This is a genomic window from Rhodococcus pyridinivorans (genome assembly GCF_900105195.1).
Lineage (GTDB): Bacteria > Actinomycetota > Actinomycetes > Mycobacteriales > Mycobacteriaceae > Rhodococcus > Rhodococcus pyridinivorans.
The window spans coordinates 2,654,688-2,680,390 of sequence record NZ_FNRX01000002.1 but is presented as its reverse complement, the minus strand read 5'-3'; the positions used below and the strand labels follow the sequence as shown (position 1 = coordinate 2,680,390).

Sequence of the window (25,703 nt, the reverse complement as noted above, 5' to 3'; positions counted from 1 at the left end):
CGATGTGCCGCCAGAGGTGGGAGTCGGACTCCACTTTGCTGCCCACGGAGGATCACCGCGGGCGGTCGTGGGATCAAGTCTAACAAAAAGCCACGTCGACGACGAATCGGCGCGTCGGCGCCGCACCCGCACGGTCGGCGCCGAGCGGCGCGACCCTATGCTCGACGCTATGACGGATGCTCCCGAGACCCCCGATCAGGACGCTGCGGCGGAGGATGTGCGCGAACTCGCCGACATCCCGGCCGTCGAGGTGATCAGCCGCGCAGCCGTGATGCTCATGAGTTCGGCTGCCGAGAAGCTCGGTCTCGCTGACGAGGATCCCGACAGCAGCGCGCGACGTGACCTCGACGAGGCCCGCCGCGTGATTACCGCACTCGCCGGCCTGATCACCTCGTCGGTGGAATATCTCGGTCCGCACGCCGGCCCGCTGCGCGAAGGACTGCAGGCACTGCAGCGCGCCTTCCGCGAGGCGTCGGCGGTGCCCGACGAGCCCGGCAAGGGCCCGGGCGAGAAGTACACCGGCCCGGTCTACTGAGCCGAACCGGAGTCCCGCCCACTTCACGCTCCCCGGCTGCTTCACGAGCCACGAGATCGAGCCGCCCGCCTCTTCCGAGGCGGGCGGCTCGATTCGTCAGCTCGCGGCCGCCACCTTCTTCTTGGCGGTCTTCGCCTTCGTGGCCGACTTCGTAGCGGCAGTCTTGGTCGCGGTCGCCTTGGTCGCCTTCGTCGCCTTCGTCGCGCGCTTGCGTACCGGCGCGGAAGCAGGTGCAGTGATCCGCCCGTCGAGGATCTCCGCAAGGAAGCGTCCGGTGTAGCTCTCCTCCACCGTGACCACCTCTTCCGGAGTGCCCTCCGCGACCACCGTGCCGCCACCGGAACCGCCCTCGGGACCCATGTCGATGATCCAGTCGGCGGTCTTGATGACATCGAGGTTGTGCTCGATGACGATCACGGTGTTGCCCTTGTCGACCAGACCGTTGATGACCCCGAGCAGCTTGCGGATGTCCTCGAAGTGCAGGCCCGTGGTGGGCTCGTCGAGGATGTACGCGGTGCGCCCGTTGGAACGCTTCTGCAGTTCGGCGGCGAGCTTGACGCGCTGCGCCTCACCGCCGGACAGGGTCGTCGCCGGCTGGCCCAGGCGCACGTAACCGAGACCGACCTCCGCCAGCGTGTTGAGGTAGCGGTGGATGGAGGTGACCGGCCGGAAGAACTCCGCCGCCTCCTCGATCGACATGTCGAGCACCTCGGCGATGGTCTTGCCCTTGTAATGCACCTCGAGCGTTTCGCGGTTGTAGCGGGCGCCGTGGCACACCTCGCACGGCACGTACACGTCGGGCAGGAAGTTCATCTCGATCTTCAACGTGCCGTCGCCCGAGCACGCCTCGCACCGCCCGCCCTTGACGTTGAACGAGAACCGACCCGGCTGGTAGCCGCGCACCTTCGCCTCGGTGGTGGAGGCGAACAGGCTGCGGATCTTGTCGAATACACCCGTGTAGGTCGCGGGGTTCGAGCGCGGGGTGCGGCCGATCGGCGACTGGTCGACCTGCACGAGCTTGTCGAGCTGGTCGAGTCCGTTGATGCGGGTGTGCCGTCCGGGAACCTGCCGCGCGCCGTTGAGCTTGTTGGCCATCACCGTCGCGAGAATGTCGTTGACGAGTGTCGACTTCCCGGAGCCGGAGACACCGGTGACGCACGTGAGGACGCCGAGTGGGAACGCCACGTCGATCTCGCGCAGATTGTTCTCGCGGGCGCCGACGACGGTGACCTGCCGGCCCTTGTCGATCGGCCGCCGGAGCGCGGGGATCTCGATCTCCTCGCGTCCGGACAGATAGGCGCCGGTGAGCGATTCCGGGTTGTCGAGCAGCTCCTTGTAAGTGCCGCTGTGGACGACCGTCCCGCCGTGCTCGCCCGCGCGCGGTCCGATGTCGACGACCCAGTCGGAGGCACGGACGGTGTCCTCGTCGTGCTCGACGACGATGAGCGTGTTGCCCAGATCGCGCAGTCGCGTGAGGGTGTCGATGAGACGACGGTTGTCGCGCTGATGCAGACCGATCGACGGCTCGTCGAGCACGTACAGAACGCCGACGAGACCGGATCCGATCTGCGTGGCGAGACGGATGCGCTGTGCCTCACCACCGGAGAGGGTGCCCGCGGCGCGCGAGAGGGTGAGGTAGTCGAGTCCGACGTCGAGCAGGAAGCCGAGCCGGGCCTGGATCTCCTTGAGGACCTGCCCAGCGATGGCGGCCTCGCGGGCGCCGAGGACGAGACCGTCGAGGAAGCGTGCGCACTCGGCGATCGACAGGTCGCTCACCTCGGCAATGGACATCGCACCGAAGTCGCCCGCGCTGACCGTCACGGCCAGAATCTCGGGACGAAGGCGGGCACCGGCGCAGGCCGGGCACGGGATCTCCCGCATGTAGCCCTCGTAACGTTCCTTCGCCTGCTCGGACTCGGACTGCTCGAGACGGCGGTGCAGGAACGGCATGACGCCCTCGAACTCGGCGTAGTACGAACGGACGCGGCCGTAGCGGTTCTTGTAGCGCACGTGCACCTGCTCGGTGCTGCCCTCCAGCACGGCCTTGCGCACCTTGACGGGCAGTTTCCGCCACGGGGTGTCGATGTCGAATTCGAGGGCGTCGGCCAGGCCGGACAGCAGTCGGCCGAAGTATTCGGCGCTCTGGCCCATCGACCAGGGCGCGATCGCGCCGTCGGCCAGGCTCAGATCCGGGTCGGGCACGACGAGATCGGGATCGACCTCCTTGCGCACACCGAGACCCGCACACTCGGGGCACGCACCGTAGGGCGAGTTGAAGGAGAACGACCGCGGCTCGAGTTCGTCGATCGACAGCGGGTGCGCGTTCGGGCACGCCAGGTTCTCGGAGAACCGACGCTCGCGATCGGGGGCATCCTCCTCACGATCGACGAAGTCGAGCACGACGACACCCTCGGCGAGCCGCAGCGCGGTCTCGATGGAGTCGGTGAGTCGCTGCTGCGCGCTGGGCTTGACGGCGAGGCGGTCGACGACGACCTCGATGTCGTGCTTCTCTTGCTTCTTCAGCTTCGGCGGATCGGACAGCGGGTGGACGACCCCGTCGACACGCACGCGGGAGTAGCCCTGGACGGTCAGCTGCTCGAAGAGGTCGACGAACTCGCCCTTCCGGGTGCGCACGACGGGCGCGAGGACCTGGAAACGGGCCCCGGCCTCCATCTCCAGCACCTGGTCGACGATCTGCTGCGGCGTCTGCCGGGAGATCTGCTCGCCACAGACCGGGCAGTGCGGAGTGCCGGCCCGGGCGTACAGCAGACGCAGGTAGTCGTAGACCTCGGTGATGGTGCCCACGGTGGACCGCGGGTTGCGGTTGGTGGACTTCTGGTCGATCGACACCGCAGGCGACAGGCCCTCGATGAAGTCGACGTCCGGCTTGTCCATCTGACCGAGGAACTGGCGGGCGTAGGCCGACAACGACTCGACGTAGCGCCGCTGCCCCTCGGCGAAGATGGTGTCGAACGCGAGGCTCGACTTGCCCGAACCCGACAGCCCGGTGAACACGATCAGACTGTCGCGCGGCAGGTCCAGGTCGACACCACGCAGGTTGTGTTCCCGGGCTCCACGCACGATCAGGCGGTCTGCCACGCCACATCCTTCCTGTAGACAAGGCCGGAATTCGGCCCTCAGCCATGGTAGGCGCGGGTACCGACACGTTTCCGTGACGAACAACCGCGCGCCTCAGGCTCACGCGCGCACCCGAAGGTAGGTTTAGCTGCATGACGCAGCAGCCCGTGATCATCGAAGACACCTACACCGGCGACGTCACTCCCGGCGGACCCGCGCAACGCCGAAGGATTCCCGGAGCGAGCATCGTCAAACTTGCCGTCGGCGAGATGAACAACAACACCTATCTCGTCACCGACGACGCCACCGGCAAGTCCGTCTTCATCGACGCCGCAAACGAACCCGACCGTCTCGTGCAGTTCCTCCGCGACAACGCGCCGGAGCTCGAGCTCATCGTCACCACCCATCAGCACTGGGATCACTGGCAGGGTCTCGAGCGGGTCGCCGCGGAGACCGGTGTGCCTACCGCCGCACACGAACTCGACGCCGATCCCCTGCCGGTGACGCCCGACCGGATCCTGGCCGAGGGCGACACCGTGCAGATCGGTGAGCTGAATCTCGAGGTGATCCACCTCTCAGGACACACTCCGGGGTCGGTTGCGTTGGTCCTCACGGAACGGGGCACGGGTCGTACGCACATCTTCACCGGCGATTCACTGTTCCCCGGCGGCGTCGGCAAGACCCCGAACGACGACGCCTTCCGATCGCTCCTCGGCGACGTCGAGTCCAAGATCTTCGACCGCTTCGACGACGAGACGATCTTCTACCCCGGACACGGCAAGGACTCGACCCTCGGAGCCGAACGTCCGCATCTCGGCGAGTGGCGCGAGCGGGGCTGGTGACGGTCCGTCCCGGTCCGCCTCGGGCCGGACGGCACTCGGTACGAGGCCTAGCCTGCGACGGCCGGATCTGTGACACCCGAGCGTGCTCGCACGACGTCTAGTCGGGGGCACCGTCCCTGTCGGCCGACCCTTCGCCCTTGCCCGCTCCGGCGGGCTCGTCCCTCGAGCGCTCGCCCGCCATATCCGCGAAGGCCGTTCCCGAGACCATCCCGTTCGTGCCCGGCACGACCGTGGTCGGCCGCGCTCCCGGTTCGTACATGTGGTCGATCTCCTCGGCCTTCTCCCTCGCCTGCCGTTTCTCTTCGTCGTCGAGCCGATCCCAGCGGGTCGGATTCTCCGCGTCGGTCATGTCCGGGCCCCCTTCCAGCACGCGGCAACGACCCGAGCGGGCCGCTTGTGCTGCGTCCGTTCCAGCGTGCGCCCCGTCGCAGAGGCGCGGAGGCCGAACGAGGATCGGAGTTCGCCGGAATCCTCCTGTGCTCCACTGCCGCGAGTACGCTCGAAAACCGGACGAGCTCGCACGAGCACGGAGGCCTGACACTGTGGCGGATCTCGTACTGGGGCCGGTGCTCAGGCACATCGGCGATACGGACGCCACGATCTGGGTGGAGACGTCCGAGCCGTGCACGGTGCATGTGCTCGGCAGTTCCGAACACACGTGGACCGTCGCGGGGCACCATTACGCGCTCGTCACCGTCCGAGACCTCGAACCCGGATCGGTGACGCCCTACGAGGTGGATCTCGACGGCCGGGTCGTGTGGCCACCCGTCGGTGTTGCATCGCCGCTGATCAGGACCGCGGAAGACGACCCCGAGGATTTAGTGCTCGCCTTCGGGTCGTGCCGGGTGGCCTCGGAGAGCGCGGAACCGACAGCCGTCCTCGGAAAGGACGCTCTCGTCGCCTACGCGCAGCGCATGCGTTCCCTACCGGTCGACGAATGGCCCGACGCGCTGTTGCTGCTGGGAGATCAGGTCTACGCCGACGAGCTGTCGGAGGAGATGAAGCGACGGGTCGGTGAGCGTCACGATCTGTCGGAACCGCCCGGAGCCCAGGTACGCGACTTCGAGGAGTACACCTGGCTGTACAGCCGGTCGTGGTCCGAGGACAACGTCCGATGGCTGTTGTCGAACGTGCCGACCTCGATGATCTTCGACGATCACGACGTGCACGACGACTGGAACACCTCCTATTCGTGGCGCAGGGAGATGGAGGCCTCCGCGTGGTGGGAGGAACGCATCGTCGGGGCGTTGGCGTCGTACTGGATCTATCAGCATCTCGGTAACCTCGCTCCCTCGGAGCTGGACGAGGACCCGCTCTACGACCGGGTGCGGAACTGTGCCGGGGACGCCGAACCGATCTTGCGTGCGTTCGCGTCCGGCGCCGACGAGGAAGCCGACGGCAGTCCGGGAGTGCGATGGTCGTATCGCCGCGATTTCGGACCGGTGCGTCTGCTGGTGATCGATTCGCGGTGCGGGCGGGTGCTCGCGCCCGACCGGCGCGACATGGTGTCCGATCCGGAGTTCGACTGGATCGAGGAGCAGACCGACGGCGACTACGACCACCTCCTGATCGGCACGTCGCTGCCGTGGCTCCTCCCCCGCACGATGCACGACCTCGAGGCGTGGGACGAGAAGCTCGCGTCCGGTGTGCGCGGTGACCGATGGGCGCGGTGGGCCGAGAAGCTCCGGCGCGCCGCCGATCTCGAACACTGGGCGGCCTTCCGCGATTCGTTCGAGCGACTCGCCCGTTTGTTGCTGGATGTCGCTGCCGGGCGTCGCGCCGAAACGTCCGGCTGCGCGCCCGCGACAATCTGTGTCCTTTCGGGCGACGTGCACCATGCCTACGCCGCCCGCGTCCGATTCGCGACGCCGACCGCCGGCACGGTGTACCAACTGACTTGTTCGCCCCTGCACAACCACGTCCCCGCAGCTGTCCGGGTCGCCTTCCGCGCCGCATGGGGACGCAAGGCGGAGCGCGTCGTGCGGTTGCTGCTCGGTCCGGTGACGACCGTTCCCGAGACGTCGTTCTCGTGGTCGAAGATGGCAGGTCCGAGCTTCGGGAACCAGATCGCCACCCTGCGGACGCGAGGACGCGTCGCGCACCTGACCATCGAGCGCAGCGTCGACACCGCCTCGGGTCCGCACCTGTTCGAGACCGTCACGGATCTGCCGCTCACTACTGAGGATCGGCCGCCTGAGATTCCGACGTCCCGCGCGGCGAGTCGGCCGTCGAGGTGATGTCGGGGGCGCTCGTCGACGACGAAATTCGGGTTTTTTCGAGTTTCCGTATGGCCCGAAATATCGTTTCGTACCCTTCGGCCCTGCTTCGTGCATATTCCCGTGACGCTTGGGGTACCTGTGTCAGGGTTTGGAAACACAGCCGACCACGGGAGGAACCACATGCTCGTCCGGAGAATTGCGCGGCCCATGCTCGCGTCCATCTTCATCGCCGGGGGTATCGACGCCCTGCGGAAGCCCGAGCCGAAAGCAGGTGCCGCGCAGCCCGGGCTCGATCAGGCTGTGAACGCCTTGCCGGCGTCGATCACCGACCGGCTTCCCAGCAATCCCGAGACTCTCGTCCAGATCAACGCCGCAGTGCAGATCGGCGCCGGGACCCTGTTCGCACTCGGGAAAGCACCTCGTCTGTCCGCTCTCGCGCTGATCGGCAGCCTCGTGCCGACGACCGTCGCGGGCCATGACTTCTGGAACGTCGAGGACCCCGAGGCCCGCGCCCAGCAGCGCACCCAGCTCATCAAGAACGTGAGCCTGATCGGCGGTCTGCTCATCGCCGCCGTGGACACCGAGGGCAAGCCGTCGCTGGGCTGGCGGAGCCGTCGCGCCGCGCGTGCCGCGCAGAAGTCGGTGGCCGCTGCACTGCCGGGCCATTCCTCGGACGGTCACACGGCCGAAACGCTGCACACCGTCGCCGAGCGGGTCAAGACGCTGACGGAGGAAGCCGGCGAGCAGGGTGGACACATCCTCGAGATCGCCAAGGAACGTGCACCCGAACTCGCAGAGGCCGCACGCGAGCGGAGCAGCGGACTGCTCGAGGTCGCCCGCGACCGCGGCCCGGTGCTGACCGAACGGGCGCGCGATCGCAGCGCCGAGATCCTCGGTGTCGCGCGTGAGCGCGCCCCCGAACTCGCCGAGGGCGCCCGTGAACGCGGCACCGAACTGCTCGGGCTGGCGCGCGAGCGCACCCCTGAGCTCGCCGACGTCGCCCGCAAGCGTGGCTCGAAGCTGTGGGACACCACGGTCGATCGCAGCTCGGAATGGGCGAAGCTCGCCGAGGAGCAGTCCGCGACCCTGAACGCTCGGGCTCACGTCGCCGCGGAGAAGGCCCGTCTGCGTGCCGAGGCCGCGCGCAAGCAGGGCACGAAGGCGGAGAAGAAGCTCGCGAAGAACCTGAAGGCGCTCGAGAAGAGCATCGAGAAGAAGAAGTAGTCCGGTACGGCACCGTGGTGCGGGCGTGTGTGGGCATCGCACGCCCGCACTGCTGTGATCAGGCTTTCTGCCCGTTTTCCTCCTGCGGCGACTAGACTTCTCGGGCACTTTCGTCGACGCGTCACCCCTGCGGCGGCGAGCGATCTCGTCCTGTCTATCCCCGAGGAGTCCCTGTGCCGGTTGATGGCGCGTCCCATCCGGAGCTCGATCGCGAGCAGGCCTACGTGGCGATGCTCTACACGCATCTCGACGGTCTGCGCGACTACGCGAAGACCCGGCTGGCCCGCGTGCTGCGCGAGACCGGAGGCACCCCGCAGGCGCGCAGCGAACGCGAGTCGTACACCCACATGTACACCGAGGACATCGCGAAGTACGACGCCGCCGAGCACGGCTTGTGCTTCGGCCGCATCGATGTGCGGGACGACGGGACGGACACCTCCGGCCCCGTGACGGAGGACGGCGCGGAGACCCGCTACATCGGCCGCCTCGGCATCCTCGACGAGGACAACGACTACGAGTCGCTGCTGCTCGACTGGCGCGCACCCCAGGCCCGCCCGTTCTACCTCGCGACCCCCGCCGCTCCGGACGGTGTCGTGCTGCGCCGCCACATCCGCAGCCGCGGCCGCTCCGTCACCGCACTGCACGACGAGTACCTCGACCTCGACGCCGCGCTCGAGCACGCCGACACCCCACCGGCCGGTGGCGTGGCCGGAGAATCGGCGCTGCTCGCCGCTCTGAACGCCGCGCGTACCGGGCAGATGCACGACATCGTGGCGACGATCCAGGCCGAGCAGGACGCGGTCATCCGGTCCGAGCATCGCAGTGTGCTCGTCGTCCAGGGCGGTCCGGGCACCGGCAAGACCGCGGTCGCGCTGCACCGCGCGGCCTACCTGCTCTACACCTACCGCAAGCAACTGGCCAAGAGCGGCGTGCTGATCGTGGGTCCGAACAGCCGCTTCCTCGACTACATCGGTCAGGTGCTGCCCTCGCTCGGTGAGACCGGCGTGCTGCTGTCGACGGTCGGGGATCTGTATCCGGGGGTCACGCCGACGATCGAGGACGATCCGATGGCCGGCGAACTGAAGGGCTCCCTGGACATGGTGAAGGTGCTCGAGAAGGCGGTCCGCGACCGGCAGGAGGTGCCCCGATCCCCCGTGCAGCTGAGTTTCGACACCTACGCGCTCACCCTCGACCGCACGATCGTGACCCGTGCGCGGGGTCGCGCCCGGTCGTCCCGTCGGCCGCACAACCTGGCCCGGCCGATCTTCGTGAACGGTGTGATCGATGCCCTCGCCGACCAGTTGGCCGGGATCATCGGATCGAACCCGCTCGGTGGCGCGAACCTGTTGAGCCGGGAGGACATCCACGACATCCGGTCCGAGATGCGTTCGGATCCCGACATCGTCGGTGCGATCGACGCGCTGTGGCCGGAACTGTCCCCGCAGCAGGTGCTCTCGGATCTGCTGGCCTCCCGCGACCGGATCGCGTCGGCGGCTCCGGCCCTGACCGACGAGCAGATCGATGCGCTGCACCGTCCCGATGCATCGGGACACTTCAGCGCCGCCGACGCTCCACTGCTCGACGAGCTCGCCGAACTGCTCGGGGTGGACGACGCCGCCGAACGCGAACGCGCGAAGCGGCGCTGGCGCAAGCAGATCGCCGACGCGCAGGGCGCACTCGACATCCTCACCGGTTCGGCACCGCAGGATCTCGAGGACGACCTCGATCCCGAACTGCTCATGGCGTACGACCTGATCGACGCCACCCAGCTCGCCGAACGGCAGAACCACCGTCGTCACGAGACCACGGCGGAGCGGGCGGCCGGCGATCGCACCTGGACGTACGGTCATGTGATCGTCGACGAGGCACAGGAGTTGTCGGCGATGGCGTGGCGAACGATCATGCGCCGCATCCCGAATCGCTGGATGACCCTGGTGGGCGACACCGCGCAGACCGGGGATCCGGCGGGAACCGAGTCGTGGCAGCAGATTCTCGAACCGTATGTCGCGAACCGGTGGAAGAAGACCGAACTGACGGTCAACTACCGCACGCCGGCGGAGATCATGCGGATCGCGCACGCGGTGCTCGCGGAGATCGATCCCGACCAGGTGCCGCCGCAGTCGGTGCGCGAGTCCGGTTTCGAGCCGTGGTCGCAGCACGTCGAGGCGGACGCGGTGCTCGCCACCGTGCAGGCAGCTCTCGAGGCGGAGACCGGCCCGGGTACGACTGCCGTGCTCGCCCCGGCGCGACTCGTGGGTGCGTGGGAGCACCTCGCGTCCGAGTCGGTCACGGTCGCGACCGTCAAGGAGGTCAAGGGACTCGAGTTCGACGCGGTGCTGCTCGTCGAACCTGCGGAGATTCTCACCGATTCCTCACGCGGGATGAACGACCTGTACGTGGCATTGACCCGCGCCACCCAGCGTCTCGGGGTGGTCCACTCGGAGGCGTTGCCGGAGGTGCTGGCCGGTATCGCCGGACCGACACGCTGCTGAACCGACACGGTTCGGCCGACACCGCCGAGCGGACCCCGGGACCGGCCACCGGACGGTACCGTCCTTCGGGGCAAGGAGATGGGACGGATCATCCGCGGAGGGAACGAACACGTGGCCTATCGGGCAGCGCACCACCGGATACGTCGAGCGGGGTGCGCTGCGATCGCGGCGCTGAGCGGGTTCTTCGTCTCCGCCGCGTGCGGATCGGTCACGCCGACCCAGGACGAGGCGCAGGCCGCGACGTCCACGACGTCGGTATCCCCTACCTCGTCGACGCCGCCCGACGCGCGTTTTCTGCGGGTGAAGGAGGCACTGGAGGCGTCCGGTCTGGTCGCCGACGTCACGGACGACACGGTGCTTGCGGTGGTGCGAGGGGTGTGCGACCAGTTGCGCGCGGGCGTGCCGGAGCACGACGTCCTCGTCACGCTCCGGCCGATCGCCGCCTACGCCGCGGGCGCCTCGGGTTCGCGCATGTCGGCGGACGACGCCGCCGCGCGCTATCTCGAAACCGCCCGCGAGGAGTACTGCTGATCCGTCAGCGGACCGTGTGCACTACCAGCACGTCGCACAGGGCCTTGCGGGCGACGTCCGAGGGGACGGAGCCGAGCAGCCGCCCGGTCAGCGTGTTGAGGCCGCGATTGCCGATGACGATGAGATCGGCTTCGACCTCCTCGACGAGCGTGAGGAGCGATTCGACAGGTGCACCGACGATGGGCCGCTCGGTGATCTTGCGGGCGCCGGCGACGGTTGCCTTCTCCCGTGCGGTGCGCAGGATCTCGTAGGTCGGTGCCGAGCCGGTGACCTGGTACGCCTCGTCGCGCAGCGCGTCGGCGGCCTGTGCGGTGTCCTTGGGGTCGGCCGGGTAGTAGGCGCAGGCGATCACCAGTTGGGCGCCCGCGTCGCCGGCCAGAGCAGCTGCCTTCTCCACGGCCCGATACGACGATTCGGAACCATCGGTTCCGACGACTATGGTCCGGTAGGCGCTCATTCATCCTCCATCGAGTGTGTGGTCCATCGACGCGGGTCGCCGATGCCGTCGTCGACGGAGGACACGCACGCTCCCCCGCCATACGCTGCGTCGACAGTAGCGGGATGGGCGGCCCGGGTGGGAGGTTTGGGTCTCATCCCACAATCAGGTTTGATGTTACCGCGCGTCACCGTAACGCGGGCCGAACAGGCCGGCAGGGAATACCTCGGCGTCGACGAAGGCGTCGCGCCACGGCAACGCGAGGTCGAGCAAACGTTCCACCCCCTCCTCACCGAGCGCAGTCCACGGCGCGACCGCCAGGTCGTCGGTGAGATCCTCGACGAGTTCGCGGACCTCGAAGCCCTCACCGGTGAGCTCGCCGCGCTTGTCGAGCAGGCCGCGCCCGCGCAATCCCTTCTCGGCGTCCGCCCACTCGTCCCGCGACCAGCCCCGCAGCTTCCGGGCCGGATCAGTGGCGAACCCGATACCGGTCGCCGTGTGGGTGACGAGCGCATCGAGCCCCGAAAGCCCTGCCGTCTGCAGGGCCGCGATATGACCGTCGCCGCGATACTCGCGCAGCAGGGTCAGGGCGTGCCACAGGCGCAGGTGCGCCTCCTCGGGCCAGGGCAGGTCGGCGTAGGCGGCGTAGAGCGGGCGACCGTCCGGGCCGGGAATCGCCCGCGCCGCGGTGGCCGCGAGGTCCGCCGCCTCGTTCATCTCCGCGGAGCCGAGTACGTCCTGCCCGAGGACCCGTCGATGGAGTGCGTCCAGAGCCCGCAACCGCGCCGCGATGATCGTGGCCGGCTCGGCCGTCTCCCACACTGCCGGGACGGCCGATGCCACCAGGCGGGGCGAGAAGCTGCAGAACGTCGCGGTCACGACCCCGGGGCCGACGGCACCCAGGGGTGCCGCGCGTCCACCGAAGTACTGCGCAGCCGGTCCGTCGACACCGAGCGCGGCGAGTTCACCCGCGATGTCCGGCGCGAAGTAGACGACCGAGTGCAGCAGCTCGAGTGCGCGGGCAGCACGCCCGGCGGAAGAGGGATCCATGGGAGTGGACCCTACCGAGTCGCCGGCGCCGATCGGGCCGGGCGACTACTTCAGACCCGCGGCGTCCATCCCGCGCAGTTCCTTCTTCAGATCGGAGATCTCGTCGCGAAGCCGTGCGGCCAGCTCGAACTGCAGGTCGCGGGCGGCCTGCATCATCTGGTCGGTGAGCTGCTGCACGAGATCGGCGAGCTCGGCGCGCGGCATCGTCGAGGTGTCGCGACCTTCCACGACACCGGAGCTGACGGCCCGTCCGGACTCGCCCTGGGCTCGGCGACCACGCGAAGCGTTGCGGCCGGAGCCGCCCACCTCGACGGCCTCGGTGTCCTCGGCCTCCTGATAGACCTGGTCGAGGATGTCGGCGATCTTCTTGCGCAGCGGCTTCGGATCGAGACCGTGTTCGGTGTTGTAGGCGATCTGCTTCTCGCGCCGCCGTTCGGTCTCCTCGATGGCCCGCGCCATCGAGTCGGTGATCTTGTCGGCGTACATGTGCACTTCACCCGAGACGTTGCGGGCCGCGCGGCCGATGGTCTGGATCAGCGAGGTCGTCGACCGTAGGAAGCCTTCCTTGTCGGCGTCGAGGATCGCCACCAACGACACCTCGGGGAGGTCGAGACCCTCGCGGAGCAGGTTGATGCCGACGAGCACGTCGTATTCGCCCAGGCGCAGTTGTCGCAGCAGTTCGACGCGGCGCAGGGTGTCGATGTCGGAGTGCAGATAGCGCACCCGGATACCGAGTTCGAGCAGGTAGTCGGTGAGGTCCTCGGCCATCTTCTTGGTGAGGGTGGTGACGAGGACGCGTTCGTCGCGCTCGGCACGTTCGCGGATCTCGTGCACGAGATCGTCGATCTGCCCCTTGGTGGGCTTGACGACGACCTGCGGGTCGACGAGGCCGGTGGGCCGGATGACCTGCTCGACGAACTCGCCACCTGTCTGTCCGAGCTCGTACGGGCCGGGGGTGGCCGACAGGTAGACCGTCTGCCCGATGCGGGCGGCGAACTCCTCCCAGGTCAGTGGCCGGTTGTCGACCGCCGACGGGAGACGGAAACCGAAGTCGACGAGGTTGCGCTTGCGCGACATGTCGCCCTCGTACATCGCACCGATCTGCGGCACGGTGACGTGCGACTCGTCGATGACCAGGAGGAAGTCCTCCGGGAAGTAATCGATGAGCGTCGCGGGCGCGGATCCGGCGGGGCGCCCGTCGATGTGGCGGGAGTAGTTCTCGATGCCGGAGCAGAAGCCGACCTGCCGGATCATCTCGATGTCGTACTGGGTGCGCATGCGCAGACGCTGCGCCTCGAGCAGCTTGCCGCGGTTCTCCAGATCGGCCAGGCGCTCCTCGAGCTCGGCCTCGATGCTCGCGACGGCGCGTTCCATGCGCTCGGGACCGGCGACGTAGTGGGTGGCCGGGAAGATGCGCAGGGAGTCGACCTTGCGCACGACGTCGCCGGTGAGCGGATGCAGGTAGTACAGCGCGTCGATCTCGTCGCCGAAGAACTCGATCCGCACGGCGAGTTCCTCGTAGGCGGGGATGATGTCGACGGTGTCGCCCTTGACGCGGAACGATCCGCGGGTGAACGCCATGTCGTTGCGGGCGTACTGGACGTCGACGAGCAGGCGCAGCAGCGCGTCGCGCGGCACCTCCACACCGACCTCGAGCTGGATGGACCGGTCGAGATAGGACTGCGGGGTACCGAGACCGTAGATGCACGAGACGGACGCGACCACCACGACGTCGCGGCGGGACAGCAGCGACGAGGTGGCGGAGTGCCGCAGCCGCTCGACGTCGTCGTTGATCGACGAGTCCTTCTCGATGTAGGTGTCGGTCTGCGCGATGTACGCCTCGGGTTGGTAGTAGTCGTAGTACGAGACGAAGTACTCGACTGCGTTGTTGGGCAACATGTCTCGCAGCTCGTTGGCGAGCTGCGCGGCCAGGGTCTTGTTGGGCGCCATCACGAGGGTGGGTCGCTGGACGCGTTCGATGAGCCACGCGGTGGTGGCGGACTTGCCGGTACCGGTGGCACCGAGCAGGACGACGTCCTTCTCCCCCGCCCTCAGCCGGCGCTCGAGCTCGTCGATGGCGGCCGGCTGATCGCCGGCCGGTTCGTACTCGCTGACGACCTCGAAACGGGCCTCGGTGCGCTCGATCTCACCCACCGGCCGGAACTCGGAGTGTGCGACGACGGGATGCTCACTTGCGAACGCCATGGAATCCAGAGTAAGCGCTCCCACCGACACGCATCGCGGTCCTGCGTGCGGCGCGGTTCGCACGCTAGCGTGCATCCCGTGTCCGCGACCCCGCATCCCGTGAAGACCGAGATCTTCGACGTCGCCACGAAGACCAACATCGACCCCAAGGGCTTCGCGCGGGCTGTCGACGAGTACCGCGTCGAGGAGTGGGGGCTGTACATGGCGCGATCGTCCGACCACCCGCAGTTCCACTATCTCGAATCGTGGTTGCTGCCGGACCTGCGTCTGCGGGCCTCGATCTTCCATTTCACGCCGGGCAACGAACGCGACCAGGACCGCTACGTCGACGTCGGTGAGTTTCGGCGCGACGGCGACGTCTGGTACTCCCACGACCACTATCTCGACCTGATCGTCCGCACGGGCCGCGACACGACGGTCGAGGACATCGACGAACTGGTGGTCGCAGTCACCACCGGGATGATCGACGCGGCGGCGGCCGAGACGGCGATCGACACGGCACTGCGGGCGGTGGACGGCATCGCCGCGCACGGCCACGACCTCGACGCGTGGCTGCGGGAGCGGGGCGCGCCCGTCTCCTGGCGCTGACGCGCACCACCGCTGCGCAGGTGCCGTCACCTGCGCAGACAGCGGGGGCGCAGGAGCGAAAAAGTTACTGCCGCAAAGGACATGGTAATCTGCCCCGGCCGGCGAAGCAGTGCACCGAGAAGGCGACCATCGGGGCCGGCCCGGATCGCCCCTCCGCGTGCACATCACCCGACCGAGGACACCCCTCGCGCCGGCGGCGCGCGCCCGTGCAGCCCACGAGCGCCGACGAGAACGCCGCCGATCACTTCGTCGGCACACGCCCGGATCCGGGCGTGCCCTGCTGGAGCGGTATGCCGCGCCCGCCGGCCCGTGGCCGATCGGGCGCCCGACGCATGCCCACCGTCCGGCGGTGGATCGGACCGACGCCGCAGCGGAACCGACAGACAGGACGCGTGCAGCGCGCCCTGCGTTCCACTGCGCTCCGACGACCGCGGACGTGACGCGAACACGAAGGAGGTCGCAGTGAACGGCACCGAGCTCGTTCAGTTCAGCGCCGCGACGATCGTTGCCCTGCTCGTAATCTTCTACGGCGGAACGCTTCTCGTCTCCGCCCGAATCGGGAAGAAGGACGAGAACGCCGACGGCTACATGACCGCCGGCAACAAGGTCGGTTTCGGGGTGTCGGCGGCCAGCATGACCGCCACCTGGATCTGGGCGTCCTCGCTGTACGCGTCGGCGACCTCCGGATACACCTACGGCATCTCCGGCCCGATCCACTACGGGCTGTGGGGCGCGTTGATGATCCTGTTCATCTACCCCTTCGGGAAGCGCATCCGCGCGGTCGCCCCGAAAGCACACACCCTCGCCGAGGTCATGTTCGCCCGGCACGGGCGGTCGAGCCAGCTCATGCTGGCCGGTTCGAATCTCGTCGGCAGCCTCATCAGCCTGATGTCCAACTTCATCGCCGGCGGTGTGCTCATCTCGCTGATCTCGCCGTTCGGCTTCGTCCAGGGTGTCGTCTTCATCGCCGCCGGTGTGCTGCTCTACACCCTGTGGTCCGGCTTCCGAGCGTCCGTGCTCACCGACTTCATGCAGGTCGTGGCGATGCTCGGTGCGGTCGTTGTCATCATCCCGGCGGTCTTCTTCATCACCGGCTTCCCCGACGCGTTCGACGGTGGTTCCGGGAACCTCACCGACCAGCAGAGCGACTTCTTCTCCAGCGATGCCTTCCTGAACCAGGGCGCGCCGTACATCGCCGCCGTGCTCGCGTACGCCATCGGCAACCAGACGATCGCGCAGCGCCTGTTCGCGGTGCGGGAGGATCTCATCAAGCCCACCTTCGTCACCGCGACGATCGGCTACGGCGCCACTGTCATCGGCGTCGGCATGTTCGGTGTGCTCGCGCTGTACCTGGGCATCGACCCGATGGACGGCGACGTCAACAACATCGTGCCGCAGATGGTGGCGTCCTTCCTGCCCACGGCTCTGGTCGTCGTGTTCTTCGTCATGATCATCGGTGCGCTGTCGTCCACGGCCGATTCCGATCTGTCGGCGCTGTCGTCGATCGTCATGGCCGACATCTACGGCCAGAACATCGCCGGCGGCACCCGCAATGCCGATCCCAAGCGGATGCTCTTCATCGGGCGCGCCACGATGGTCGTCGCGACCGCAGCCGCCGTGGCGTTCGCGAGCATGAGATTGAGCATCCTCGACCTGCTCGTGTTCGTCGGCGCGCTCTGGGGTGCGCTGGTCTTCCCCGTCATCGCGAGCTTCTACTGGCACAAGGTCACCAACAAGGCGTTCACGACGTCGGTGCTCGTCGCCCTGGCAGCGTTCCTGCCGGTGCGTTTCGGGTGGTTCCCGATGGACGGGGTGCTCGCCTGGACGGTGGACATCGCATCGGTCGTCGGTGTCGGCGTGATCGCGGGTCTGATGGCATTCGGCTTCTTCGGACTCCGGGCCGCACGCGTCATCGGTGTCGTCGCCGCGGGGGTCGTGGCGCCCTTCGCGCTCGGCTCGGTCCACGACTACGCCGTGCTCAGCGCCTCGCTCGTCGCCTACGCGGTCAGCACGGTCGTGTGCTGGGCGATGTCCGTGAACTCCGACGAGAACTTCGACTTCGAGGTCATCGCGCAGCGTGTCGGTGACTTCGACGTGGCTGCGGACGACGTGACACCCGAAACCGACCCTGACTCCCCGAACGCCCCTGCCTCGGCGAACGTCCCTGCCTCGCCGAACGTCCCTGCCTCGGCGAAAACCCCTGCGTCCGAGACGGACGCCGCGGCGACCACTCCGGAGAAGGAGAACCGATGAGCACGCTCGCACTGACCGTCTACGTCCTGATCTGGCCCGTACTCGTCGCCGGTGTGCTGGCGGCGCTCTGCCGCGGGTTCTTCAAGGAGTGGCTGCAGGCCCGACGGGACGGCGAGGATCTGATCTGACCGTCACCGCAGGATTCCCTCCCGCACGGCTCGGAGGACCGCATTCGTGCGGTCCCGGGCGCCGAGCTCGAGCAGGATCGACGACACGTGGTTCTTCACGGTGCCCTCGGCCAGGAACAGCACGTCGGCGATCATGCGGTTGCCGAAGCCCTCGGCCATCAACCGCAGCACCTCGAGTTCACGTTCGGTCAACTCCTGCACGACCGGGGTGTCGTCGGGCTGTGGAGCGGAGCGGATCGCGCGCAGCAACCGGTCGGTGATCGAGGGGGCGACGAGCGTGCCACCCTCCTCGAGGGTCCGTACCGCACGGGCGAGTTGCTCGAGCGTGACGTCCTCGAGGAGATATCCCCGGGCTCCGGCACGTAGGGCCGCGAGCACGAGTTCGTCGTCGCCGAAGGTCGTGAGCACGAGCACCGGGACTTCGAGGCTGCGCTCGCGGAGACGGTCGATGGTCCACGAGCGGTACGTGGCCGAACTCTCGGGCTGCGGCCGGTGGAGAACGAGGCTCCCGAGAACGACTCGCTTCGTACGATGTCACAGCGCTTGGCCACCCAGTACGTGAAATTCGTCCGCTCCGAGGAGATAGGCTTGGGCGAGAACTGATCTCGCGGTATTGTCGACGGGTGGTCGACGCTGCCCCCGACGGCGTCGACCACTTCGGGCCGCGAAACGTTCGTAACTCCGCCGCCCGTCGAACCGAGTCTCGAATGCGCATGTGGGGCAATGTGACTGCTCGGGATGGCGAGGGGGCTCGATGGACGAAGCCGAGTTGATCGAGCGGTGCCGGGCAGGCGATCGGGCAGCGTTCGCCGAGCTCGTCGCACCGTCACGGGAACGCGTGTGGGCGGTCTGCGTCCGGATCACAGGAAACCGGCACGACGCCGAAGATGCACTGCAGGATGCGCTGGTCGCGGCGTGGCAGAATCTCGGCAGATTCCGTGGCACAGCAGCATCCGGAACGTGGTTGTATCGCATCGCGAGCAATGCGGCGCTCGCTGTCGTGCGGACGCGACGTGGTGAGGTCCTCGACGAACGGCTCGGGGACGAATACGTCTCCGGGGAAACGCCTCTCGCCGAGAGCGTGGTCGACGGTGATGTGGTCCGGCGAGCTTTTCTCCTTCTCCCCGAACAGTTTCGGGTTGTCATCGTGTTGCGTGAGTATGCGCAGCTCGGTTACGCCGAGATCGCAACGCACCAGGGCGTGGGTGTGCAGACGGTGAAGAGCCGGATCAGGCGTGCCCGTATGCAACTCGCCGATCTACTGAGTCCGGAACTGCTCGGCGCCGAAGAGGTTGCCCTCCGACCGACGGTCGGGTACGCCGACACGGAGGGCACCGAACCGCCGAGGACAACCCGGAAGGATGAGCAATGACGCAGAGCGAACCGATTTCGTTGCCCCCGTCAAGGGAATCGCTGGGACTCGATCCGATGGACCGGATTCCCGAACTACCCGAGGACGCCTGGCGTCGGGTGCTCCATATCGCCACCGATCCCCTCACCCCTCGCATCGGAACCGAACTGGTTCCCGTCGAGGGAATCGATGAGAACGATATCGAGCACCCCGCCATCGACGACCTGCCGATCGAACAACTCGATGATCACGGCAACGACGAGCTGCCGAAGCCGGAATTCGTCGTCGACGCAACCGATCCCGACTCGAGGTAGCCGGCCCTGCAGAGATCCGGCCCGCATCATCGCAGTCCCATCCCGGTCGATCCGAGATCGGCGACCACCTCGTGCAGTGGTCGCCAGACCGGACCGACCGCCAGTAGACCTCGGATCGTCGCCGTGAGGACCATCGTCGAGAATCCTTCGTGGTCGAATTCCGGAAGGTCGCGATGGGCCTCACCCAAGCGTTCGTCGGTGCTCAGCCGTTCGGCGACGTCGTCGCGTTGCTGCCGGAGCCCCGAGATACGCTCGAGCTGCGCTTCCTCGGCGACCGCGAAGTTGATCGCGGCGCTCGCCACCGCACTCGCCAGTGCGACCGCGACGTCGGGTGTGTACCCGCGGCGCACGAGAGCCTCGACCTCGCTCACCATCAGCCGCTGCCCCGCTTCCCCACGCGGAAAGAGGGTCTGCATGTAGGTTCCCAGGCCCGCATGGGCAAGGACGAACGCGCGTAGCTGCAGACCGAACGACAGCAGGTGCCCTTCGATGTCGTGCTCCGGATCGTCATGCAGAACGAGATCGCCGAGCAGACTCTCCCCCACGACGAGTTCGAGTCCCCAGCGACCGTCCACGTGGCGGTACAGCGCCGTTGTGGAGACGCCGAGTTCCGCGGCGACAGCGTTGAGGCTCAACTGTCGCAGCCCGATCGCTCGACCGACACGGATGATGTCCTCCATGTCGATCTTGCGTACACGTCTGCGGACGCCGGCCACCCCGCTCGTTCCTCCGGTCACCTTAAGTTAGACCCCATAACTTAAGGAACTATAGGTGTGGCTTCAGGGAACGACAAGTCGCCGATTCGTTCTCGGCGGGCTGCACCGGGCGAACGGCCCGGCGGCCGAGCTTCGCTCTCGCCGCGAACCTGCTCAGCGCGCATCCGCCGGCGGACGACCGAACCGGTCCGCGACGTCGGGGCTCACCCCAGGTGACGTCCGAGCAGTTCCCGGAAGGACGGCCCGTCCGTGCGGACCGCGTTTCCCGACACGCGCGGCCGTCCGGCGGGCACGGCGTCCGAGAACCCGCGGGGTGATCCCGTGCTGCGGGTGATCTGCTCGGCGAGTTCGTCCGCCGCCCTGCCGATCCGCCCCTTCAGTGCCGTGGCGGCCTCGCCTGTTCCGAAGTCGTCGGTGGTGGCGAAGACGCCGGTGGGCACGACGAGCGCACGCAGATAGCTCAGCAGCGGGCGCATCGCATGGTCGAGGACCAGTGAGTGTCGGGCGCTACCCGCGGTCGCGGCGAGCAACGTGGGCACACCGGTGAGCGTGTCCGGATCGAGCGCGTCGAAGAACATCTTGAACAGACCCGAGTAACCGGCGGCGAAGACCGGGCTCACCGCGATCAGGCCGTCGGCAGTCGCGAGTTGTTCACGGGCTCGTGCGACCGCTGCGGTAGGGACACCGGCGGTGAAGGTGGTGGCCAGATCCATCGCGAGGCTGCGTAATTCGATGACCTCGGTTTTCCGCGTCGTCTCCGCGCGTGCCGACCGCGACACGAGTGGCCTCGGCGATGCGGTCGGCGAGCAGACGGGTGGTGGACGGCTCGGCCAGGCCACCGCTGACGACGACGATACGGCGGGTCATCGGGCGTCCACCTCTTCCGGCACGAGGTCGACGCGGGCCGGGATCACCTGACGGTGCGCCGAGTCGGCTCCCTGCGCGGCGAGCGTGCTGTGTGTGGGCGGGTCGGACGGCACGTGGGCGGGGCGGCGGCGTTCGAATTCCGCTCGCAGTACCGGCACGACCTCCCGGCCGAGGATCTCGATCTGCTCGAGCACGACGTCGAGCGGCAGGCCGGCGTGGTCCATGAGGAACAGCTGACGCTGATAGTCGCCGGCGTAGTCGGCGAAACCGAGCGTGCGTTCGACGACCTGCTCGGGTGTGCCGACGGTCAGCGGTGTCATCGTCGAGAAATCCTCGAGCGACGGGCCGTGGCCGTAGACGGGGGCGTTGTCGAAATAGGGACGGAAGATCCGTTTCGCCTCGGCCTCGGTCTCCGCCATGAACACCTGGCCACCGAGCCCGACGACGGCCTGGTCTGCGGCACCGTGACCGTACTGCTCGAACCGCTGCCGGTAGAGAGCGATCATCTGCTGGATGTGTTCCTTGTTCCAGAAGATGTTGTTGTGGAAGAAGCCGTCGCCGTAGAAGGCGGCCTGTTCCGCGATCTCGGACGAACGGATGGAACCGTGCCAGACGAAGGGCGGGGTGTCGTCGAGCGGCCACGGGGTGGAGGTGTAGCCGTGCAGCGGTGTGCGGAACTTGCCCTCCCAGTCGACGACGCGTTCGCGCCAGAGCCGTCGCAGCAGGTGGTAGTTCTCGATGGCGAGCGGGATGCCCTGCCGGATGTCCTTGCCGAACCACGGGTAGACCGGTCCGGTGTTCCCGCGTCCCATCATGAGGTCGACGCGGCCGCGGGACAGGTGCTGGAGCATCGCGAAGTCCTCGGCGATCTTCACCGGGTCGTTGGTGGTGATGAGGGTGGTCGCGGTCGAGAGGATGAGCTTCTCGGTCCTCGCGGCGATCCAGCCGAGCATCGTCGTCGGCGAGGACGGGACGAAGGGGGGATTGTGGTGCTCGCCGGACGCGAAGACGTCCAGGCCCACCTCCTCGGCCTTCAGCGCGATCTTCGTCATCGCGACGATGCGCTCATGTTCGGTGGGGACCCGGCCCGTCGTGGGGTCGCGCGTGACGTCGCCGATGGTGAAGATGCCGAACTGCACGGTCGAACCTCCGTCAAGTAGTTGAACTGTCAACTATTCTAACGGGCGGGTCGCCCGGAAGATTCCCGGGCGGGTCTCCGCCCGGGATCCGGACCCCCTAGGCCGACCAGCCGGTGCTCTCGGCCCACTCCCACGCCCGGTGATGCGCCCGGTCGAACCACGGCGCCTTGAGCGCTGCGTAGGTGGCCGCCGCCTCGGCACGATCCGTCTTCTGCGACGCCCCGACTGCGGCATCGGCCTTGAGGTCGGCGTACTCGCGCTTCGCGGTGTCGACCGCGGACAGCCAGTCGCGCAGTAGCAACGCGAACTGCTGGGCGGGCCAGCCGTCCACCCGGACCGCCACCCGCGCCGGACGGCCGGGATCGGCGCTGCCGTGCAACCGCATCTCCCACACCGCCGGGTCGGTCTCTCCCCCGGCCCCGTAGGACGGTTTCGGATCGTCGGTCACCACATCGTCGATGCGCGGGAAGCCCGCAGCAGCCAAGGCGGGTGCGAGCGCATCGGCTGCCGCGAGATCGCCGACGGTGATCTGCAGGTCGATGACGTCGACGCCGGCCAGACCGGGCACCGCGGTGGAGCCCACGTGGTCGATACGCTTCGCCGCGCCCCCGGCTGCGAGGGCCAGCCGGGCGACGAGCCGCTGCGCCTGCCGATGCCATTCCTCGCGCGCGGGCACGAGAACCGGATCCGCCTCGACCACCACACCGGTGCGCAGATTTCTCTCGAACGGCACCAGGCGATCGTTCCACAGCGTCCGGACCTGCTCGACCAGCACCTGCTGATCACCGGTGTTGTCGAGCCACACGTCGGCGACCTCGCGTCGCTGTTCCTCCGTCGCCTGCGCCGCGATCCGCGCGCGGGCGTCCGCCTCGGGCATGCCGCGCAGTTCGACGAGACGCCGGATCCGCTCCGCCTCGTCGGCGTGCACGACGGCGACGAGGTGGAAGGCCGGCGCCATCCCGCCCTCGACGAGCAACGGGATATCCTGCACGACCACCGCGTCGTCGGGCGCAGCGGCGACCAGCTCGGCGGTGCGGCGCCCGACCCGGGGATGGGTGATGGCGTTGAGAACCGCGCGCGCGTCCTCGCTGGCGAACGCCTTCGCGGCGAGGGCAGGACGGTCGAGGGTGCCGTCGGGCTGCAGGATGTCCTCACCGAAGGCGTCCACGAGCTCGGCGAGGCCCTCGGAGCCGGGAGCGACGATCTCCCGGGCGACGACATCGGAGTCGACGATCACCGCCCCGAGTTCGACGAGCTCCTTGGCGACGGTCGACTTGCCCGCGCCGATTCCTCCGGTCAACCCCATTCGCAGCACGTTGCCCAGTCTCGCATCACTACGTCACCGAGGCACCTTCGCGGTCCCTACGAGGCCTCGCGCATCGTCAGCCCCGACAGCGCGAGGACATACTCGCCCGCCTGTTCGTCGAAGTCGACGGTGTACACCGTCGGGTAGTAGCCGGTCCGCCGGTAGGACGACGGTTGTTTCACGATCTCCCGCAGGGACGGCTTCGTCGCCAACCACTCCCGCGTCATCATCGGCTCGATGAAGATGAACTCCCCGTCCCACGATCCGTTGAGCAGCATCTCGGTGAACTCGAAGGAGCCGGGGATCACGTCGTCCGCGGTGTCTGTCCAGTGCATGCCCATGAACGGCACGGTGTTCTCGACGGGTGGACCGGGTGGTGGGATGTATCCCTCCGGAACGTACTCGGGTTCGGGGAGCCGCGCCGCGCGCGCCGCGAAATCGGGTGCGGCCGGGTCCACCTCGTGGTCGGCGTCCGTCGTGTAGAAGTGCATGTCGAAATGGGGCGCGCCGTAGAGGATCTCCGGGTCGTGCCCGTTCGGGTTCCAGCCCAGCATCACGTGGTCTGAACCGGTGTCCGGAGCACCCGCGGGAAGAGCCGGCATGAGCATCGTCGTGCCGACGCCCGGACCCTCGGGAAGGCCGGTGAGCACGGACTCCGACATCCGGATACCGACCTCGCGCGGTCTCCCGCCGTGATCGACGACGATATATGCGCGGGAGATTCCCTCCCCCAGTTCGTTTTCCGGCCCGTAGAGGGTGGTGACACCGTGGTCGTGCCCTGCCGTCTCCGCACCCTCGGCGGTCGGGACGGATCCGTCGCTGCAACCCGCGATGGTCAGAACGGTGCAGGTGGAGAAGGCGAGTGCGGTGATCGATCGAGAAGTGCGCATTGCCTGCCTTGCGTGAGTGGATGGGTTCGCGGTGGGAGGTGTCGGTCTCATCGGGGTCGGCGCACGACCTGCCCGACGCGCAGCACACCGTGGGTGTCGTGCTCGTCGGCGAGAGCGCCGAGCCAGTGCGTGGTGTCGTCGTCGTAGGTCCGCGCGATGCGGTCCGGATCCGAGGTGGCGGTGAAGTTGGGCAGCGACGTGCCCGTGGCCCACGGTGCCAGTGCCCGATCGATGACCTGGATGTGCGCGACGACGACGTCGGCCGAGGGTGGCGCGAGGACGCCGCTGACGAAGAGGGAGAAGGCGGCGTCGCGGTGGCAGAAGGCGCTGCGATGCCGTGGTTCACGTGCCAGCGCTCCGCCGAGGAGCCGCATCTCGATGATGGTCTGCGGCGAGTGGGAACCAGGTCCCGCCACCGAGAGCAATACGTCGATCGCGTCGTGCGTCAGTTCGCGTGTCAGCGCACTGTGTTCGTGGACGGGCATCGGGTCGACCGGGTCGGCGTGCACTGCTCCCAGTGCCGTGTACGGCAGGGTGCCGATGCCGTCGAGGATCGGGGTCGCGACCGTGCGCAGCGCGCCGAGGATCTCCTCGGACTCGGCTTCGCCGGCGACGCTCGCGAAACGGACGGCCACGGTGGCGCGACCGGCCAGCGGTTCCGGGACTCCCGGCAGCGGTGGCAGTTGAAGGAAGGCCAGCGAGGTCGAACTGTGCTCGGGCAGGCCAGCGCACAGGTCCAGCCAGGCGTGCGCCACCGCGTCCGCGTCGGCGCCGTCGAAATACAGCGCGCCACCGTAGAAGTGCGGAAGGAGCACGAGATCGATCTCCACCGCGGTGACGATCCCGAGGGTCGCCTTGCCGCCGCGCAGGCCCCAGAACAGTTCGGCGTGCTGTTCGGAAGTCACCCGGAGCAGGTCTCCGTCACCGGTGACGAGATCGAAGGCCAGCACGTGGTCGGAGGAGAGTCCGTAGGTGCGTACCAATGGGCCGATGCCCCCGCCGGTGAGGAAACCGGCCACGCCGACGTGGGGTGCCGATCCGGCGAGCGGGGCCAGGCCGTGGGGTGCGGCGGCGTCGACGACCTGCTGCCACACCAGGCCGGCGCCGAGACGGGCGGTGCGGGTGTCGGGGTCGATCGAGCATTCGGTGAGGCGGCCGGTGTGCACGAGCAGCACCTCGTCGCCGAGTGGCACGGCGCCGTGACCGGTGCGCTGCACGGCCACCTTCAGGCCGTGTTCGCCCGCGAACCGGACGGTGGCGCTGACGTCGAGGGCGTTCTCGACCGCGATCACCGCGCGGGGACGGACCGGCACCGCCACGTTCCACGGGGTTGCGACGTCGTAGCCGGGTTCGCCCGGAAGGGAGATCGATCCGGTGACCGCGGTACGGAGAGCGTCGATGGGGTCGGTGCCGACGGTGGGCGTCCGCTGGTTCATGTGCACTTCCTTTCGTCGCACTGGATGGGGTGCGACGAAAGAGTGCCGGGACCGGCTTGGCGGCTTCTTGCGGTGGCGCGGGCCGCCGTCCAAGCGGTCGCCA

Annotated in this window: 22 protein-coding genes and 1 pseudogene; 11 read left to right on the top strand and 12 right to left on the bottom strand. The window is 68.1% G+C overall.

Annotated elements, in window-relative coordinates; all coding sequences use genetic code 11:
• Positions 1–169 precede the first annotated feature (169 nt).
• A complete protein-coding gene (locus tag BLV31_RS12795) occupies positions 170–535 on the top strand; it encodes a DUF1844 domain-containing protein (RefSeq protein ID WP_016692782.1) in 366 nt (121 codons plus the stop codon).
• 96 nt (positions 536–631) lie between these two features.
• Here the strand turns inward: BLV31_RS12795 and uvrA are convergent, their stop codons facing one another.
• Positions 632–3,634: an excinuclease ABC subunit UvrA gene (uvrA, locus tag BLV31_RS12790; RefSeq protein ID WP_064060170.1), complete on the bottom strand. Its 3,003-nt coding sequence runs from the start codon at positions 3,632–3,634 to the stop codon at positions 632–634.
• 131 nt (positions 3,635–3,765) lie between these two features.
• Here uvrA and BLV31_RS12785 point away from each other — a divergent pair, with 131 nt between their 5' ends.
• The gene (locus tag BLV31_RS12785; RefSeq protein ID WP_064060169.1) at positions 3,766–4,455 is read left to right on the top strand and encodes an MBL fold metallo-hydrolase; all 690 of its coding nucleotides are present in this window, start codon (positions 3,766–3,768) and stop codon (positions 4,453–4,455) included.
• 97 nt (positions 4,456–4,552) lie between these two features.
• On the opposite strand, the gene BLV31_RS12780 is transcribed toward BLV31_RS12785, so the two are convergent.
• Positions 4,553–4,804: a hypothetical protein gene (locus BLV31_RS12780; protein WP_064060168.1), complete on the bottom strand. Its 252-nt coding sequence runs from the start codon at positions 4,802–4,804 to the stop codon at positions 4,553–4,555.
• 193 nt (positions 4,805–4,997) lie between these two features.
• On the opposite strand from BLV31_RS12780, the gene BLV31_RS12775 reads away from it, so the two are divergent.
• The 4 genes from BLV31_RS12775 (at position 4,998) to BLV31_RS24455 (ending at position 10,921) form a co-directional block, all read left to right on the top strand.
• A complete protein-coding gene (locus tag BLV31_RS12775; RefSeq protein WP_064060167.1) occupies positions 4,998–6,692 on the top strand; it encodes an alkaline phosphatase D family protein in 1,695 nt (564 codons plus the stop codon).
• A gap of 162 nt (positions 6,693–6,854) precedes the next feature.
• Positions 6,855–7,898: a DoxX family protein gene (locus BLV31_RS12770; RefSeq protein ID WP_174556236.1), complete on the top strand. Its 1,044-nt coding sequence runs from the start codon at positions 6,855–6,857 to the stop codon at positions 7,896–7,898.
• Positions 7,899–8,071: 173 nt separating this feature from the next.
• Entirely contained in the window at positions 8,072–10,390 is a 2,319-nt protein-coding gene (locus BLV31_RS12765) for a HelD family protein (protein ID WP_006553986.1), read from the top strand.
• Between the two features lie 111 nt (positions 10,391–10,501).
• Positions 10,502–10,921, top strand: a complete 420-nt coding sequence (locus tag BLV31_RS24455) for a DUF732 domain-containing protein (RefSeq protein WP_037216868.1) — start codon at positions 10,502–10,504, stop codon at positions 10,919–10,921.
• Between the two features lie 4 nt (positions 10,922–10,925).
• Here BLV31_RS24455 and BLV31_RS12755 read toward each other — a convergent pair whose 3' ends face one another.
• From BLV31_RS12755 to uvrB, 3 genes are all read right to left on the bottom strand, one after another.
• Positions 10,926–11,378: a universal stress protein gene (locus BLV31_RS12755; protein WP_006553987.1), complete on the bottom strand. Its 453-nt coding sequence runs from the start codon at positions 11,376–11,378 to the stop codon at positions 10,926–10,928.
• Positions 11,379–11,534: 156 nt separating this feature from the next.
• Positions 11,535–12,407 carry an SCO6745 family protein gene (locus BLV31_RS12750; protein WP_006553988.1) on the bottom strand — a complete coding sequence of 291 codons (873 nt, stop codon included), beginning with the start codon at positions 12,405–12,407 and terminating at the stop codon, positions 11,535–11,537.
• 45 nt (positions 12,408–12,452) lie between these two features.
• Positions 12,453–14,612, bottom strand: a complete 2,160-nt coding sequence (uvrB, locus tag BLV31_RS12745; RefSeq protein ID WP_019289647.1) for an excinuclease ABC subunit UvrB — start codon at positions 14,610–14,612, stop codon at positions 12,453–12,455.
• A gap of 69 nt (positions 14,613–14,681) precedes the next feature.
• On the opposite strand from uvrB, the gene BLV31_RS12740 reads away from it, so the two are divergent.
• The 3 genes from BLV31_RS12740 (at position 14,682) to BLV31_RS25220 (ending at position 17,581) form a co-directional block, all read left to right on the top strand.
• Positions 14,682–15,200, top strand: coding sequence for a ribonuclease FAU-1 family protein (locus tag BLV31_RS12740; RefSeq protein ID WP_037216870.1), 519 nt, complete (start codon positions 14,682–14,684; stop codon positions 15,198–15,200).
• A gap of 462 nt (positions 15,201–15,662) precedes the next feature.
• Entirely contained in the window at positions 15,663–17,453 is a 1,791-nt protein-coding gene (locus BLV31_RS12735; protein WP_019289649.1) for a sodium:solute symporter family protein, read from the top strand.
• Positions 17,450–17,581 (top strand): putative transporter small subunit, encoded by a 132-nt coding sequence (locus BLV31_RS25220; protein ID WP_006553992.1) that lies wholly within the window; start codon positions 17,450–17,452, stop codon positions 17,579–17,581. The genes BLV31_RS12735 and BLV31_RS25220 overlap by 4 nt, the downstream gene beginning before the upstream one ends.
• A gap of 3 nt (positions 17,582–17,584) precedes the next feature.
• On the opposite strand, the gene BLV31_RS12730 is transcribed toward BLV31_RS25220, so the two are convergent.
• Positions 17,585–17,995 (bottom strand): LuxR C-terminal-related transcriptional regulator, encoded by a 411-nt coding sequence (locus tag BLV31_RS12730; RefSeq protein WP_232238098.1) that lies wholly within the window; start codon positions 17,993–17,995, stop codon positions 17,585–17,587.
• 340 nt (positions 17,996–18,335) lie between these two features.
• Here BLV31_RS12730 and BLV31_RS12725 point away from each other — a divergent pair, with 340 nt between their 5' ends.
• Both BLV31_RS12725 and BLV31_RS12720 read left to right on the top strand, forming a co-directional pair.
• Entirely contained in the window at positions 18,336–18,953 is a 618-nt protein-coding gene (locus BLV31_RS12725) for an RNA polymerase sigma factor (protein ID WP_064060165.1), read from the top strand.
• A complete protein-coding gene (locus BLV31_RS12720) occupies positions 18,950–19,246 on the top strand; it encodes a hypothetical protein (protein WP_033097668.1) in 297 nt (98 codons plus the stop codon). Before BLV31_RS12725 ends, BLV31_RS12720 begins: the two co-directional genes overlap by 4 nt.
• 26 nt (positions 19,247–19,272) lie before the next feature.
• Here BLV31_RS12720 and BLV31_RS12715 read toward each other — a convergent pair whose 3' ends face one another.
• From BLV31_RS12715 to BLV31_RS12690, 6 genes and pseudogenes are all read right to left on the bottom strand, one after another.
• Positions 19,273–19,962: a hypothetical protein gene (locus tag BLV31_RS12715; RefSeq protein WP_064060163.1), complete on the bottom strand. Its 690-nt coding sequence runs from the start codon at positions 19,960–19,962 to the stop codon at positions 19,273–19,275.
• Between the two features lie 203 nt (positions 19,963–20,165).
• A pseudogene (locus BLV31_RS12710) lies at positions 20,166–20,829 on the bottom strand (FMN reductase).
• Positions 20,826–21,968: an LLM class flavin-dependent oxidoreductase gene (locus BLV31_RS12705; RefSeq protein ID WP_064060162.1), complete on the bottom strand. Its 1,143-nt coding sequence runs from the start codon at positions 21,966–21,968 to the stop codon at positions 20,826–20,828. The pseudogene BLV31_RS12710 and the gene BLV31_RS12705 overlap by 4 nt, the downstream one beginning before the upstream one ends.
• A gap of 97 nt (positions 21,969–22,065) precedes the next feature.
• Positions 22,066–23,283 carry a dephospho-CoA kinase gene (coaE, locus tag BLV31_RS12700; RefSeq protein ID WP_211269801.1) on the bottom strand — a complete coding sequence of 406 codons (1,218 nt, stop codon included), beginning with the start codon at positions 23,281–23,283 and terminating at the stop codon, positions 22,066–22,068.
• Between the two features lie 47 nt (positions 23,284–23,330).
• Positions 23,331–24,164 carry a DUF5602 domain-containing protein gene (locus BLV31_RS12695; protein ID WP_064060160.1) on the bottom strand — a complete coding sequence of 278 codons (834 nt, stop codon included), beginning with the start codon at positions 24,162–24,164 and terminating at the stop codon, positions 23,331–23,333.
• 47 nt (positions 24,165–24,211) lie between these two features.
• Positions 24,212–25,600: an FAD-binding oxidoreductase gene (locus BLV31_RS12690; protein WP_064060159.1), complete on the bottom strand. Its 1,389-nt coding sequence runs from the start codon at positions 25,598–25,600 to the stop codon at positions 24,212–24,214.
• Between the last annotated feature and the right edge of the window lie 103 nt (positions 25,601–25,703).

Bases quoted from the DNA above. Each gene is read 5' to 3' on its own strand.
- BLV31_RS12795 (WP_016692782.1), top strand. From the start codon at position 170: ATGACGGATGCTCCCGAGACCCCCGATCAGGACGCTGCGGCGGAGGAT.
- BLV31_RS12785 (WP_064060169.1), top strand. From the start codon at position 3,766: ATGACGCAGCAGCCCGTGATCATCGAAGACACCTACACCGGCGACGTC.
- BLV31_RS12780 (WP_064060168.1), bottom strand. From the start codon at position 4,804: ATGACCGACGCGGAGAATCCGACCCGCTGGGATCGGCTCGACGACGAA.
- BLV31_RS12770 (WP_174556236.1), top strand. From the start codon at position 6,855: ATGCTCGTCCGGAGAATTGCGCGGCCCATGCTCGCGTCCATCTTCATC.
- BLV31_RS12755 (WP_006553987.1), bottom strand. From the start codon at position 11,378: ATGAGCGCCTACCGGACCATAGTCGTCGGAACCGATGGTTCCGAATCG.
- BLV31_RS12750 (WP_006553988.1), bottom strand. From the start codon at position 12,407: ATGGATCCCTCTTCCGCCGGGCGTGCTGCCCGCGCACTCGAGCTGCTG.
- uvrB (WP_019289647.1), bottom strand. From the start codon at position 14,612: ATGGCGTTCGCAAGTGAGCATCCCGTCGTCGCACACTCCGAGTTCCGG.
- BLV31_RS25220 (WP_006553992.1), top strand. From the start codon at position 17,450: ATGAGCACGCTCGCACTGACCGTCTACGTCCTGATCTGGCCCGTACTC.
- BLV31_RS12725 (WP_064060165.1), top strand. From the start codon at position 18,336: ATGGACGAAGCCGAGTTGATCGAGCGGTGCCGGGCAGGCGATCGGGCA.
- BLV31_RS12720 (WP_033097668.1), top strand. From the start codon at position 18,950: ATGACGCAGAGCGAACCGATTTCGTTGCCCCCGTCAAGGGAATCGCTG.
- BLV31_RS12695 (WP_064060160.1), bottom strand. From the start codon at position 24,164: ATGCGCACTTCTCGATCGATCACCGCACTCGCCTTCTCCACCTGCACC.
- BLV31_RS12690 (WP_064060159.1), bottom strand. From the start codon at position 25,600: ATGAACCAGCGGACGCCCACCGTCGGCACCGACCCCATCGACGCTCTC.